The sequence below is a fragment of the Exiguobacterium sp. SH0S7 genome, from assembly GCF_004337195.1.
In the GTDB taxonomy this organism is placed as follows: Bacteria; Bacillota; Bacilli; order Exiguobacteriales; family Exiguobacteriaceae; genus Exiguobacterium; species Exiguobacterium aurantiacum_A.
In genome coordinates this window covers 428,314-443,009 of sequence record NZ_SJVA01000002.1, presented here as the reverse complement: position 1 = coordinate 443,009, position 14,696 = coordinate 428,314, and the positions used below count along the sequence as shown (strand labels likewise).

At 38.6% G+C, this 14,696-nt stretch carries 9 protein-coding genes; 2 read left to right on the top strand and 7 right to left on the bottom strand.

Features of this window, described 5'->3' with window-relative positions:
* Positions 1 to 20 precede the first annotated feature (20 nt).
* Positions 21 to 1,430: a DNA phosphorothioation-dependent restriction protein DptG gene (dptG, locus tag EVJ22_RS05925; RefSeq protein ID WP_131443481.1), complete on the top strand. Its 1,410-nt coding sequence runs from the start codon at positions 21 to 23 to the stop codon at positions 1,428 to 1,430.
* The gene (dptH, locus tag EVJ22_RS05920; RefSeq protein ID WP_131443480.1) at positions 1,411 to 5,448 is read left to right on the top strand and encodes a DNA phosphorothioation-dependent restriction protein DptH; all 4,038 of its coding nucleotides are present in this window, start codon (positions 1,411 to 1,413) and stop codon (positions 5,446 to 5,448) included. The genes dptG and dptH overlap by 20 nt, the downstream gene beginning before the upstream one ends.
* Before the next feature lie 51 nt (positions 5,449 to 5,499).
* Here dptH and EVJ22_RS05915 read toward each other — a convergent pair whose 3' ends face one another.
* The 7 genes from EVJ22_RS05915 to dndD (EVJ22_RS05885) form a co-directional block, all read right to left on the bottom strand.
* Positions 5,500 to 6,618 carry a cysteine desulfurase family protein gene (locus EVJ22_RS05915; protein ID WP_131443479.1) on the bottom strand — a complete coding sequence of 373 codons (1,119 nt, stop codon included), beginning with the start codon at positions 6,616 to 6,618 and terminating at the stop codon, positions 5,500 to 5,502.
* A 1-nt stretch (position 6,619) separates the two neighbouring features.
* Positions 6,620 to 7,000, bottom strand: coding sequence for a DndE family protein (locus EVJ22_RS05910; protein ID WP_131443478.1), 381 nt, complete (start codon positions 6,998 to 7,000; stop codon positions 6,620 to 6,622).
* On the bottom strand, positions 6,984 to 9,008 hold the full coding sequence (gene dndD, locus EVJ22_RS05905) for a DNA sulfur modification protein DndD (RefSeq protein WP_131443477.1): 2,025 nt from the start codon (positions 9,006 to 9,008) through the stop codon (positions 6,984 to 6,986). Before dndD (EVJ22_RS05905) ends, EVJ22_RS05910 begins: the two co-directional genes overlap by 17 nt.
* Positions 8,998 to 10,653 (bottom strand): DNA phosphorothioation system sulfurtransferase DndC, encoded by a 1,656-nt coding sequence (gene dndC / locus EVJ22_RS05900; RefSeq protein ID WP_131443476.1) that lies wholly within the window; start codon positions 10,651 to 10,653, stop codon positions 8,998 to 9,000. Before dndC ends, dndD (EVJ22_RS05905) begins: the two co-directional genes overlap by 11 nt.
* Before the next feature lie 28 nt (positions 10,654 to 10,681).
* Positions 10,682 to 11,782 carry a DNA sulfur modification protein DndB gene (dndB, locus tag EVJ22_RS05895; protein ID WP_131443475.1) on the bottom strand — a complete coding sequence of 367 codons (1,101 nt, stop codon included), beginning with the start codon at positions 11,780 to 11,782 and terminating at the stop codon, positions 10,682 to 10,684.
* A gap of 156 nt (positions 11,783 to 11,938) precedes the next feature.
* Positions 11,939 to 12,334: a hypothetical protein gene (locus EVJ22_RS05890; RefSeq protein ID WP_131443474.1), complete on the bottom strand. Its 396-nt coding sequence runs from the start codon at positions 12,332 to 12,334 to the stop codon at positions 11,939 to 11,941.
* Positions 12,335 to 12,338: 4 nt separating this feature from the next.
* Positions 12,339 to 14,585 (bottom strand): DNA sulfur modification protein DndD, encoded by a 2,247-nt coding sequence (dndD, locus tag EVJ22_RS05885; RefSeq protein WP_131443473.1) that lies wholly within the window; start codon positions 14,583 to 14,585, stop codon positions 12,339 to 12,341.
* Between the last annotated feature and the right edge of the window lie 111 nt (positions 14,586 to 14,696).

The window sequence follows — 14,696 nt, the reverse complement described above, 5'->3', positions numbered from 1 at the left end:
CTGAAAGTGGGTGTAAAATGATGAGATTATTACCAGAAAAAATATTTGATGAGAAACAAGTGATTGTTCTAGATAAGGATCGAAAAAAGATAGCAAAACGCCAAACCTCAAATTTTTATCAAGTTCTTCCTTTTACTACAGGGAAGAGTGATTCGATTAAAAATGCCCTCGCAGATTGGGAAAAGGAAGTCGGGGCTTTCTCTAGAAGACTTCTCAATCGAGATCTATCAGCTAAATCATTCAATACAGACCATCTTTTAGAAGGGGTGTTGGATCGAGTCGAGAGTTTACCTGAACACGAAGATGAAATTCATACTTTTTTCAGTGATTTGCTGCTTCAAAGAGATGGCGGATTGAATGTTACTCATCCGAGTATGTTCATGTACATTCAAGGAAGTCCTGCTACAAAGAAAAAATTAGGGACTTTTTTAGCAGACTTGACACATCATGCTTTGGAAGAAGAACAAATCGAACAGATTAGACAAATTTTTATGTCTGAGCAAAATGAGACGTTGTTAGACAAAATGATTGTGAACTTACTGCCTAATCTTACTGAGAAGAAGTATAGCGTGGAGCATGCTCTTTATTCTTCGTTACCAATAAAATTACTGGGCGAAGATTTGATTTATTTAGCACAGCATCCTCAATACTTTTTGAAAGAAATCAACCATTTACTTAAGTACTACTTACACTATGTTGTTTCCCAGACAACAATTAAGATTAATAATTTTGAATCGTCTAATTGGCATCAACCATCAAAATTATTTTATACCATTCATCACGAAACGACTGTTACCTCAAGACGTAAGACGATGAACTCAGGTATGGGACTATTAAATAGTGCTAGTGAGAATATATTTGTACATGAGTTGACGATGGCACAATTGAGTTGTAATTCTCATAACCAATCATTAGAGCAAGATAAGTCTAAAATCATGACTTACGATGAAGTTTATAAGTATTTTGAATCTCTAGAAGAGGCGGACCAAATTCAATTTTTAAATGATATTGATTTGCAAAGTGAACGGATTCTCACATACGCTGGCTTAGAAAATCAAGTGAAACGTAGTGTGACATTTAACGAAGCGGTTAAACAATTGTTCAACACGATGAAAATTACGACTCCTAAAGAGGCACAGTCACGTTATGGCGATCACGTCAAGAACATTGCAAAGTCGCACTTTACGAAACGTCGAGGACGTCTAGGATACGTATTATCGTTGAACCAAGAAATGTTGATCCTGATGTGTGCCGTTAGTTGTAAAGATGATCGAATCACATTTGTAGAGCTGCTGGAGCGTTTGAGTCATAGAGGCATCAATTTTGATAACGAATCATCAACAGTACTCTTACAATTATTAGAAAAAATAAACGTCATCGATAAGAAGAGCGATAGTGGGGAGGCGCAGTATGTCAAACCAATTTTATGAGTACGTCACTAAAAAAATAAACGGTCATTTTTTAGTAAACACTCCGCAACCTGGAGACAAATATTACTTGCAGCTAGAAGAAGAAAGTCATGTTAAATATTTGAAAGACTATCTTGAACAAGAAGCAAGCGAACGAGTAAAAATGTTTGAGTACGAGCTCAATGGTGTTACTGAATACCGCACAATTGCAATTGATTACGGTACAAGCGAGTTGATTATTGCAACTCAAATCGAAGGCGTTCAACCCGATTTCTTCGTTAAGCTTCGCAACTTGGTCAGTGAACAAGAAGGGGAAGGCGTGAACCGCTCACTCCTTGTGATTTATCATGGACAGCTCGACAGTATTGATGGTGGTGGCGCCAACCTTCAAAAAGAAGGAATGCCTTTGAACCCACAAAAAATTCTAGAAGAGCTGAAGAGTGAATTAAAACAGATGGCCGAACGTAAGGGCGCGTTAGTTGAAGTAATTGATTTTCATTTGAAAGAAATTGAAGAAGAATTCAGCTCGTTCAAAGGTGTCTCGTTCTTTGATTTTGAAGAAATCTTATCCCTCATGCAAAAATCAGAACTTTCAAAGTCTGATTTTCTAACGTTACGATTTTTCCATGATCAAGAGCTAGAATCGTTTGTGCAGACATCTTCCAAAAAAGAAATACGAGAGAGACTGCGTGAAAACCGAGATTTATTTGAGTTTGTTCAAGATAGTCATTTCAACGAAACGACGGAGACGCAATTACCTAAAAAGTTCAATGAACAAGGTGTCAATAAACTCAAGCATGACCATTGGAATGAACTCACGTTGCAAGATGTCATCAAGCTGAAAGCTGAAAAAAACAATAAAGTGTTTGAAATTGATGAAATTACAATCGTCAATGAACATTCGTCGGTAGTTGTTTGGGACCGACCACACAAAACAACTAAGACTGGAAAACGTACGCGCTATGTCGCAATCTTCAATCCGTCTCACGAGCAAGAAATCAAATTGCGAGCTAAATATGTGATTGAAGGAAAGGGTGTTCGCAAGAGTTTAGAAGAATCACAGGTCAAAATTGAGTATTGTAATCCTTTACTCGAAGTGACGCCAAGTGTGAAAACAAACAATCTATATGTGACGCTCACTTCTTCGCAAACTCAGCACGCTACACAGTGTACCGTGAAATATAAAGTGAAAAATGAAAATACACTTTATTCAGAGTTAAATATCATGGTGTTCCCATTCTCAAGTGAGATCTTTAAAGACTATGCTGGAACTTATGAAGTGAAGCGAGTAAAAGGGAATGATACCGAATATTTGATTTTAGGAAACAAAGAAGGCGAGCTGCGATTAGGCGACGGTTCACAAACGCCTGTTTTTCAAGAGCAAGCGCTGGTAAAAGTAGATGATGAACCGAACGTCACGTATCATTTTGATCAGGATTTGTTTGAAGAAGATCAATTTTTGCAGTTGAGCGTTGGAGAATCAACTCCAATTAATATCAAGCTTAGTGTTGATGCCTCTAAACCGCATCCAATCGCAAATATTAGATTGTATAAAGAGAAACGTGAGAAGCGTTCTTCGATTGTCCATGGCACGGATGGAAAACTAATCTTAAAGAACCAAATTTACTATCCACAAAATGAATATAAAGATTTTTTAGAGTATGAAATGGAATGGCTTGATCAAAGCATGCAAACAGCTGTATTGTCTTCAGGTGTCATCAGTCCCGTCAATTTAGAGTTTGGTGCTTTTTATGAGCTGAGAGAAGCGTACAATCTATTCCTAAATCACTTTAAAATCAAAAAGACTGTCCCGATGTTAGCTTATTGGGATGATGAATATAAACGAGTCGCTTTGAATTATGTGGAAGCCTATGTAAAAGCGATTGAATCAATTCAAGAGGCCGACCGGTTATTTGAAGTCGGGCACTCGATTTTAAAATTAGGTGTGTTGTTTAACAAAAAAGAAGAAATCGTCTACTTCACTCCATTCCATCCGGTTAACGTTGCGTTTCAGTTAGAGTTGAATACTCAACTTGGTGATGAAGAAGTGTCGGAAAGTGTGCTTAAACGTTTACGTGTTGATGCACTGGCCCCATACCTTTGGTTTGAAGGTAGAGCATATAAAGCAGAAGCTCAGTCGAATTTACCGGAGTGGATAATTTATCGAGTAAAAGAAGAGGTTGTTGTAGCTGAGGCTGACCGCTTCCTGTCAGAAGTGGTCAAAGAAAAGTTAAATCAGTTTGTAGACCACTTCACCTCACTGTTTTATCAGACAAATCAAGTCGTTAGAGCTCCTTTATATTTAAATGTGATTGAGATCCGAAATGATGAGATGGTATTAAAAGGTGTTGTTGAATGGATTTTCCGTCAACTAAAAGACAGCTATGAAAAAAATAAAGATGAAGTGATTCCTGTTGAAGTAAAGCTTTATTGCGATTCTGGTCGATACAGAAGTGCCTTTGATCAATTTGCAGCTAAAGACTTCATGGAAGACGATTGGGAGCAGTTTGAGTATTTATACACGCTCATTCCAAACAACTTTATTCTGTCTCCTCAAGAAGTGGCTGAGAAGATTCAATCCTTCATCAATCACTATCATATTCAAAATGAACAATTTAATGATTTTGATTATGCTCACATTAGTTTCTATAAGATGAGTGGTGAGGAGCAAGTCATTACCGATAAAATGGAGTACATTAAGAGCGGAAATGCGATGAGTGGTTTGTATTCGACGCTCGCACCGACCATCAAAGATGGACAATTTAGTATGGGCTTTGGACTTCGCGGTTATGAAATTGAAGACAATGATTTACTCTTGCGCTGTGCTAAGTCGTTTAATGAATTGAACGTTCATATGAAAGACAATGGTAGCAGCTCATTCGCACATGGTGTCACGGCACTGGCTAGTATTACTGATGCAAGGGATGGCTACAAATTGCAGAATATCTATGAAAGTTCCCACTGGGTCACGTTAATTGAACCGACTGTCGACCTGGGATATTTTTCATCAAAGCAAGGAAATCCAGATAATGAATTGATCATCATTCACTATAACGATCAATCTTCTTCTTATAGGTATGATGCGATCACTGTTACGAAAAAGACTGCGCAGTATCAAGCCGTTATTAAAGATTATCTGAATCATGAAAAACCTGATTTGAATACAGATGAGAGTATCAAAGAGATTATTCAAACATTTAACGTCATTAACGGTGAATGGCTGCTCTCTATGATTCAACAAGGGCTTAGCAATGAAACAGCTCGAAACATCCATAAGAGTCGAGAAAAATTCAGTTTGTTGGCAGCTGTGAAATATTCGTTGGCCATGTTCACAACCGACGACATCACGTGGGTTCCAATCTCTCTAGAGGAAATTTTGCGTGTGGCAAAAGCGATTGGGTTAAACCATGCGAGTTCGCCGTTCACTGTAAAGGCTTTAGGTAAGTCAGGAAGCTACTCAGACGATTTACTCTTGATTGGTATTCAAGAGACGGAAGGCAAATTAAAAATGCACTTCTATCCGATTGAAGTGAAAATCGGGAGAAACTTGAACAATGTATTAGATAAAGCTCGGAATCAAGTCGTCCGGACAAAATCACTCTTTGACTACGAATTGGGTGTTGGAGAGACGGAGACTACATTCTCTCAACAGTACTATCGGATGTTCTTTGCCCACTTATTCTTAGCGAATGCCAAGAAGTTGTTCGAAGGAAACTTGTGGCGTGAAAAAGATCAGGATTATGATTTTGAGAATGAGCGCCTTTCAGTCGTCGAGAAACTGATGAAAGGCGACTATGAAATTTCTAACGAATTAGCAAATTACTTCAACAAAGGTGTAGTCGTGTCGTTTAAAACCGAAGAGACCATTTCGTCAGTAGAACGAGTGGAGGATGACATCCTGTTGCTCAATCTACCAGAACAATATGGAATCAGTGGTGGTTCATATTCGATTGAAGAGATTCGACAATCAATTATTCACGGGAAAAAGGACATTCCTAGAGAAGAAATGCTCGAAACATTTAAAATTAATAAAGTTTGAACTTAAAAGACCGGCTCAATTTAAGATGAGCCGGTCTTATTGTGATGTTCTTTAAAGTTCTTTAAAAACATCCAATTCTTTTGGAGAAATGCTTGAAGATAGAGAGAATCTAATCGACGATCGCACCTCATCCAACGTTAATCCGATTGCTTGTAACACGTGACTCGGCTTACTTGAGCTACATGCTGAACCTGTGGAGACCGCCATTACAGGTGCTAGCTGTTTCACAAGTACCTCATTGTTAATCCCGATAAATTGAACATTCACAATTCCAGGTATTTTATCAGTATGATCACTGTTGAACCGAATATTTGATCCGAACTTTTCGGATAAAAGATGAACCAAGTGCTGTTCAAGTTTTTGCAATTTTTGAATGTTCTTAGACAAGGATGCCTGATGCATTTCAGCGGCTTTCCCCATCCCTACGATTAAAGGAACAGCTAACGTTCCACCGCGCTCGCCTTGTTCTTGCCCACCACCATGTATTAAGGGTGTCAGCTTTCTTGGAATGCCATCCTCATCTTTTTGCACATAAGCGACGCCAACACCTTTTGGGCCGTTGAACTTATGCGCAGAAGCAGACAGGAAATGAACGTTCGTCAGTTCTGAGAGGTTGATTTTCATCTTTCCGACGACATGTGTCGCATCGGTGTGGAAGAATGAACCATATTGAGCAGCTAGTTCAGAAGCTCTCTGAATGTCATTTAATGACCCTAACTCGTTATTTCCCCAGATGATTGAAACGAGTGAAGTAGGGCGTTTTTTTAATAAAGACTCTAATTCAGAGAAATCGATTCTACCGAACTGATCAACAGATAGATACTCGACGTTAATTTTCAACTGTTCACTCAAATACTTGGCAATCTCCAAGTTTGATGAATGTTCGGCTACCGTTGTAATCACTTGATGGTCAGGTAGGGTAGAACTCACACTTTTTAAAATCCAATTGTTACTTTCTGTGGCGCCCGAAGTGAAATAGAGCTCTGAAGAAGAACAGTTGAAAAATTTACTTAACTGTTCTCGAGCCTGTTCAACAGCATCCTTGGAGTTCTCTGCGAGCGAATAATACTTACTAGAAGGATTCCCGAACTCTTCGAGAAAGTAGGGGAGCATCGCTTCAAGTACTTCAGGATAAACAGGTGTTGTCGAACTGTTGTCTAGGTATAACATGTTACCCCTCCTGTAGAGCCAATAACTCTCTTAAGAATTGATTCGTACTTCTTGAGAACTGAAACATTTGATAAAGCTCTTCAGCGCCTCTAGTAATGTGTGCGTTGAAATGGTCAGGGAAGTAATGCTCTTCCTCAATGTGCTTATTTGCATGTTGAAGAATCATCATTTTGAACATCTCGTCATGCTCCCCAGTTAACGTCGCGCGATTGATTTCAAAATTTGAAATCGTTTGGCCCTTAATGCTGGATGGAGCTTGCTTGTTCTTTAATGAAATACCAACGGCAAAACGAGCCAATATATTTGGCGTGATATGAGTCGAGTTTGAAATCTCCTTAAAGTAGAGATGAGTTTGCTCTGTTAATTTAAGACGGTAATTCATTAGTTTTCACCTGCGCGTTTTCAAATTCAAAATACGATGGAATGACTTGTGTTTCTAAAAGCTCGTTATCAAATTGGAGACTATACTCCCTCGAAATAGAAGGTTTTAATACGTCGTAATAATCTTTACTGATTTCTGAATCAGTAGATAGTACCAAGACCTGTTCACCGAAGTTAGGCAGCAAGTTGCGAAGAATATTATAACGATGGTCTCGGTCCAAGCGACCTAACAACGTATCGAAAATAAAGGGCATTTGGTTTTCAGAAACTTTAAAGATTGCCCAAATCAATGAAAGCAATAGAATCTGTTTCTCACCAGAAGACAAAGTGGCCACAGAGATTCGAGACTGATCTTTAGAGAGTAGCGTGAGTGAGAAGTCCTCAGGCATAATCGATAACTTCTCAATGTAATCTTCTTTGCGCATCAATGTTTTCAACATCCGTAAAGCATTTTCTTCAACATTACGAATGACTTTGTAGCGCTGTTGTAGTCTAAAATCTTCAAGCAAAGCTAACGTAAGATTTGCGTTTTGCGAAAGAAGGCTCGATTTTGAAGTGATTTTCTCGATTTCTTGTTTGAGTAGAGCATTTTCTTCTACTAAACTCGAGTAATGAGCTTGAAGTTCATCTTCCGCTTGAACGATTTTTTCAAAACGTTCTTTCAAGTGAAGGTGATTTACTTTTAATCGATTTAGCTCTTCAAATTGCTTCTCGAAATCGACATGATTCTCTTCTCGAATGATCAGTTTTTTTCGTAATGTCTTCAATTCCTCGATAATTTCATCATCTCGATTGAGGTTTGACAATAGGTCTGAAGATGAATGAGCATTTACAAGCGAGAGCATATTTTCCACTTTTGCTTTCGAGCTGAATGAAGCATCGTGAATGATTTCAGTGGATGGAACCGCCATTTTTAAAGCAGCATTAAATTCATTTTTTAACAAATCGTGTTGAACGGTACCGCCTAAGTTGCGCGAGACATTTTTGTAGAACTCATCGGAGAAGACCTTTTCTAAGTCCTCAACGCTTCGCACTAATAATTCTGACTCCACTTGATCAGCAGCTTGCTTAAGTAAGTCGTGATTAATCGTAAAGGCATAATATTCACTAAAGAAGTCTGAATTCGATTGCTTCAACAATTGACGCTCATGTTCGAGTCTTCGAATGTCATCTTTTAATTTCGCTTCTTCTTCTTTACTAATTACATCATGGGCTTTTAATGATTCAGAAAAAGAGGTGACTTCAGCTTCACTGATTTCGATTTTCTGAAGAGCCTGTGATTTTTCAATCTGATTTTTTTGAAGCTTTTGTTCAGCCTCAATCAAGTCATTCTTGATTTCATCCAAACGTTTTGATTTTTCTTTACTCAGTTTCGTCTTCGATTCATCGCGAACAAGCGTTTCAATGGTCTCCGTCAATAAGTCAGGAATTTCCAACTTGAAGGCGCTTTTCATTAAGTCATCAAGGTATTCCGAAAGTTTTCCTTCGTTGATGATTTGGTTAATTGTCTCCCCATCAAATAAAGAGACATTGAAGAGGTATAACGGAGTTCGTTCCAAGAATAATGAATAGACTTGGCTCTGATCTTTCTCTGCTAAAGGTAGGGTACTCCCGTCCCGATAGATATTAAAATATTCTTTAATATTTTTTGCGTCGATTCCCCAAGACCGTTCAAACAGATAGCGAGACGTTGTTTGATTCGTAGTCGTAGTGAACGTGATTTGAATCTTTGAAATCACTTTTTTCACGTTATACCATTCACGCTGTTCTCGAATTTCGCTATTGATTAACTTTTCAATCTCACGGAAGTAAGAGGGAGTTGGCGCTTTGATACCAAACGCCTGACTCCCGTATAAACCTGTGCGGAGAGCATTCAAAAATGTCGTTTTACCTGCGCCATTTTTCCCTCCGATTAAAACAACATTTTTATTGGAGTTTTGATTCGTAAAATCAAACGTTTGATTCTTATAGGCTCCAATGTTTCTCAGGACAATCGATTCAATCTTCATAGCTCTTTAAATCTCCTTGCTCTTTATACAGATTCAAATAATCTTGGCTCAATAATGCAGCGACATCTTTATTGAATCCACGCTTTACTTTTACACCTAGAAAATCATTTGCCGTCGTAAATAATTTTTGAACCATGTTGAAATCAAGACCATGCTTTTGAGAGAGTAGCTCCAAGTCATTTGCTTGGTCACTCGTCAAGATTTGGCGATCATCTTGTTCCCAATCCAAATCGACACCGAATACTTCACGATATAGTCCAGGTAACGTGTCTTTCCAATCACCCTCACGAAGCCATAGACGACGAATTGCACGAAGTTCATCATTTTGAATCAACTTATATTCCACCGAGTTTGGAACTTTTAAGTCACGTTGTAAGATGAGTAAATCACGCATCAGTTCAATTCGAGTAGCTAACGTGAACGGTCCGAGTCCAAGATGTGAGTAAACAGCTTGTCCGTCTTCATTCGTTTCAAGAACGACAAATTGAATATTGAATTCCTCTGGTTTACTCAAATCAATATTATGTGTCGCAATGAACTGACTTAATTGACGTTTCGGAACTGCAAGAACGCTCTCGTCTGTTAAGTCCTCAATACGATCTACAACTTTATGAGAAGTGGCTGCACGACCACCTTTTTTCTTTTGAGCGATATAGATACCATCTTCTTTAATTTCGTGTGGAACTTCTAGCAAGTAGAAGGCACCGTTCATCCGCTTATGCATACGTTTCGAACGATCGTCTCGAATAAGTACCATCTTATTACGGAATTTCAATAAAGGCTTCAACCAATCATGTTCACCAGTTTGAATGAAACCAGTTAAAGATTTATCTTGATTGACGACGGTACATGTCCAACAGCCAAAGCGACTATTTCCACATGACCCGGCGCTTTCTTTGATGTTCTGGTCTACGACTAAAGGACATTCGCTACTTGAGTCCATATACATCTTCTGAAGTTTGTGATGATCTTCTCCCCAAGGGGCGGGGTTTTGAAGAAGGTAGCTCCAAACATCATCTAACACAAACTCTTTGATTGGTGCGAAAACATATGCATTAGCCAATGAAGTGTGCCGCATCAATTCGCTACCAGAAATCTCATGATCTTTAATTGATTGACCACGACTCGTGCTTTCAGATGAGCGGACACCAAGGACCATGATGATTTCACCATATTTAGAAACTTTATCTTTAATAAAACGGTTGGCTGGATCAATTTTTAATCGGTCGGTACACCATCTAAATGTCTGGTTAGGAGTAGGGTAACCACGGCCGATAATATTCGTCCAAAACGTCTTTTCCGTAAGCGGTTTGACCTTCTGAGTTTCAATCGGGAGATTATATTTTAACGCGGCTTCTTGCATCCGATGGAGCGAACCATTAATCATTGAGACAACGAGTGGGTTCTCAACCAATGTATCAGATGAAATGATAAATACTTTTTTATGGAGTTGTTCTGGTGAAAGCTCCAACAGCGCTTCAAAAATAAGTTGTGTCGTCAGCGTTGAGTCTTTTCCGCCGCTGAATCCAACTACCCATGGACGTGAGTCATTTAAATAGACTCGTTTAATCAAATCAATGGAGCGTCTAGAGACCGTGTCTCCTTCATGCTGAGTAAATAAGTTACTAATAATGCCTTGTGTCATAAATCATCATCCTCTCGTGCCAAAACAGTTATATAACGTTCATGCTAGATTTTTGTTGGTCAAAGTCTTTTTCTTCTTTAGTAAGTTCGATGCCAAGTAAAGATTTAATGCGAATGGCAGTTAAACGAATCGTATAGTTGTTTTTTAAAATTCGTCCGTTCTCGTTGAAGGCACGGCCTTTCCAGTCTTTCTCATTCGATCGACTCCAATCGATGTCTTTGAATTTTGAAAGATATGCAGTCCATGTATCAGGTTTATGTTCAATTAAAGCACGTGCCACTTCTGCAGCCGCTTCAATGAATAGACCTTGACCAGCAATTGAAATCATACGGAGATCACGGGGAGAGATTTCTTTATTGAATACCTGCTCCCATTCATGAATACTATTGCATAGAGTCGTCCAAAACGTTTTAATGTTCAATGCGTCTTCTTCAGTTAAAAGCGCACCTTTTTTCTTGTTGATTAAGCGCTTATTCGCATTGTAAATATGATTCAATGCCAATAGTTTTGGCGAGTTTTTAGACAGCGAAGTCTTTTCCATTTCTGTATAGCGCTTTAAAAGCGGTATCTCTTCGACAAGTTCCTTTGTCAAAAGTGACAATTGATCCCGGTGATCGTATAAAATCCCAATCGAAGACGTAGTGTTCACGGCATGACGGTTCAAATCCGAGAATATCTGTTGAGAACGCTCTAATCCTTCGTCATGGAAAAAGACGACCGAAATCGTTTCATTTCCTAACTCAGGCATAATCTTAAGGGCTTCTTCAATGGCGGCTCGTCGATGTTGGCCATCGTTGATTAAAAAGCGTGAATCTAGCGCGATGGCGAGTTTTCCTAAGTCCTTAAAATTCGGTTCGTCTGAAAATGGAGTAAATTGAATCTCACCATCAATCGATGCAGTCAAAGAAGAAAAGACATAATCCTTTGATTGATCTACGATATAATTTGTAATTTCAGGAACTCGAGATTTATTCAATATACGTTGTGAGCGGTATTGTGGAGGAACTTCTTCCTCGTCAAAAAGAAAGATTTTTGGAATTAATTTAAGAGGGCACATCACCACGAAATATTCTTTTTCGGCTTGATGGCCTCGTAAAGCAGGGAAGTTATAACTGAAATTAGGATCCATATCCAATCTCCTTTAAAATAAATTACGTACGTAATTTAAAGAAAGTACAATGTTTTATTAGGTAAAGTTTATCATATGCTTCTTTTCAAAAGTAGCGAACAGCTCAATAAAATTAGAAATTTCCGCAATAAAAATCTCAGCGATAATTCGCTGAGATCATGCAGACAGTAGTTTGATTAAAAACTCTTCTTCAAAAATGTCATCATCGGATTCGAGAAGGGAAGCAACATGTGCTACGCCTAATTCGATGAATCGTTTCATATGGTCACGGATGATTTTTTCATCTTCTACCTCTTCTTGCAACTCATTGATGATGAGATGTTTGGCAAGAAGGTAGTCGTTACCGTTGATGATTGACCCCATATCCCATGCCCCAGAACTTAGTTCAGAAGGGAGCTCGGATGTGACAGAGTAGTTTTCGATTCCATGCATCAAACTGAGCTTAACGACAAACGGTCTCGGCTCTTTCGGTACATAGTGCTCCAAGTGACTGATAATGTTGTCGATTCGATTTTTACTTACTTGTGACAGCTTAATTCCTTTTGAGTCCATGATTTTATCCTTTCACTAGTTCGAAGTAACCTTCACGAATCAATGTATACTTCTCTTTTTGGTTATAATCCAACATGATTTGCTTGGACGTGTATTCTTTCATCAGTTCTACATACTCAGGTGTGATTTCCGTATCTGTCGACAGGATCACAACTTGTTTACTGAGATGCTTGTAAAAATGTTCTACTAAGTTTTTACGATGATAGCTATCCAAACGACCGAGTGGGGTGTCGATGATCATCGGCAAGTCCAAATCAGCGGCTTTAATCATTCCCCAAATAAATGCAGATGAGATGATTTGCATCTCGCCCGCTGAACGTTCCTCGACTGAAATTTCAGCACCGCGTTCATTCTCGATTCGAATGATCATTTTATGGCGATCGACGAAGGCACGACCAAACTCATCTTGTTTTCGCATGAGCGTATTCAGCATTTTATCGAATTCGCTGCTAATCACATCGATTTTCCAGCCTAAAACTTTTTCGGCGTATTCATCGATGGCCTCTTTGATCTTACGATACATATCTACATCGTTTACCAACTCATCGGCGTTTAAGGCAGTGGATTTGGTTCCTTTTAACTTGGCTTCCAATGAACGAATCTCTTGGACGCACTCTTGTTCTTTCTTCTTGATATTCATATGAATGCTCTTCGTTCTTCCGAGCACTTCCGTAATTTCTTGAATTTTTTTATCTTCTTCATCAACACTAATTGCCGATGGGGCCAAATCAATTTTTTGTTGCAACGACTCAATTGAATGCTTAATGTTGTTTGCCTTCTTAATCAAGTCAACAATTTGTTGCTTAACAGAAGAAGCATTAACACCCATGATAAATCTGCGGTCATTTGGTGACAGGTCGTGCCAAGTTTGTTGATTCTCTGATGAAGTCGAAGCCTTATAGTTCTCTTTTGACAACCAAATTGCTTTTCCAATTTCATCTACTTGGTGTAATTGCTCTTCAGTCAAGGGCGGATCGATTGGCTCAGAAAGAAGTTTCGACATAAATTGATGATAAGGCGTCAAAATTTGTTCAACTCTTTGCTGATCAGTAGCATATTGTTGTTCCAAATTTAAGCGTTTTTTTAAAGCATCAATCTTTGTAGGGGCAAAAGACGGAATTCCTTGCTCACCAAACAGTTTAGAGATTTGCTCCATGATTTGAGTATGCTGAGCTGTCAATGAACTCATGGTTGAGATGAATTTTTCTCGTGATTCGTTGTTTTGCATCAGCTTCTCATTTCGAAGCTTTTTGAATTGATCAAGTTGTTTATTATATGTGGAAACTCGCCCTTCGGCTTTGGTTCTTTTTTCCGTCAGTTCACTTAATTGATCTTTTAATTCAGAGATTTTTTTGTTGAATTTTAATAACTCAGTGCTCTTTTGAGCAGTGGCTAGTTCATTGACTTTTCGTGAATAGATTTTGTCTAAATCGCCTTTCAGTTCATTAAAGTATGACATCCCGTTCATCCGTCGAATTGTTGCTTTAAAGTCTGCTGAATTACGAGACGAAATAATCCGTCGAATCTCTTCACCATCAAAAATCAAAAATTGCGACGCTTCAAATGGAATCAATTTGTCGATGGTGCGGTTGAAGTCATCAACATTGTGCGACCCGATTTGTTCATTCCGTTTAGGACGAGCAGCGCCAATGGTGCGTTTGCTGAACGTTTTGCTTTCCGAGACAACCTGTTTCTTACTATTGTATTGCCACACGACTTTTATTTCGTAGTGGTGGCCATCCCCGGGCTCGAACACAAGAGAGGCACTAGCTTCACGTCCACCTTGTTCGAAGAATGAATTATTTATGGTGTTCGTGAACTGTTGTTGAAACTCAGCATCAGTCATGCCCCGCTTACCGTATAATAAGTAGCGAACGGCCTTCAAAATCGTTGTTTTCCCGGCACCGTTCAAGCCACCGATGAGAATTATGTTTTTATCGTCCGAGTGTGTATCGAAATTAATTGTTTGTGAATTTAAGTATGTTTTGTAATTATTTAATTGAATGCGAACTAACTTCAATCCGGATCTTCTGCTTGATGAAGCCGAGTGGGTTAATGAGTCCCCTTTTTTGATTAAATATTTAAGTTCTTCTTCTAATTCTTTTTGGCGTTTAGTAGGGGATATTGCTTCACCGTAATAATTAGCCTTTGAAGTAGTGAGAACGTTTTGAAGTAGGTTAGGAGATAGTTGGTGATTGGCAGAAACTTCTTTTAGAATGTCTTGCTCATTCTCATAAATCTTGTGATTCATAGTAAAATCCTTTCTAGAAAATAATATGTGTGACTATATTGTTAGTATAAAGGAAAACAGCCTAAAAACCTGTAACTTTTTTAGAAAGGGTATGGATAAATAAACCATGTT

What these genes read in the sequence shown, in the direction of transcription:
- EVJ22_RS05890 (WP_131443474.1), bottom strand. Translation starts at nt 12,334, where the DNA reads ATGGACTCAAAAGGAATTAAGCTGTCACAAGTAAGTAAAAATCGAATC.
- EVJ22_RS05915 (WP_131443479.1), bottom strand. Translation starts at nt 6,618, where the DNA reads ATGTTATACCTAGACAACAGTTCGACAACACCTGTTTATCCTGAAGTA.
- dndB (WP_131443475.1), bottom strand. Translation starts at nt 11,782, where the DNA reads ATGGATCCTAATTTCAGTTATAACTTCCCTGCTTTACGAGGCCATCAA.
- dndD (WP_131443473.1), bottom strand. Translation starts at nt 14,585, where the DNA reads ATGAATCACAAGATTTATGAGAATGAGCAAGACATTCTAAAAGAAGTT.
- dndC (WP_131443476.1), bottom strand. Translation starts at nt 10,653, where the DNA reads ATGACACAAGGCATTATTAGTAACTTATTTACTCAGCATGAAGGAGAC.
- dndD (WP_131443477.1), bottom strand. Translation starts at nt 9,008, where the DNA reads ATGAAGATTGAATCGATTGTCCTGAGAAACATTGGAGCCTATAAGAAT.
- EVJ22_RS05910 (WP_131443478.1), bottom strand. Translation starts at nt 7,000, where the DNA reads ATGAATTACCGTCTTAAATTAACAGAGCAAACTCATCTCTACTTTAAG.
- dptH (WP_131443480.1), top strand. Translation starts at nt 1,411, where the DNA reads ATGTCAAACCAATTTTATGAGTACGTCACTAAAAAAATAAACGGTCAT.
- dptG (WP_131443481.1), top strand. Translation starts at nt 21, where the DNA reads ATGAGATTATTACCAGAAAAAATATTTGATGAGAAACAAGTGATTGTT.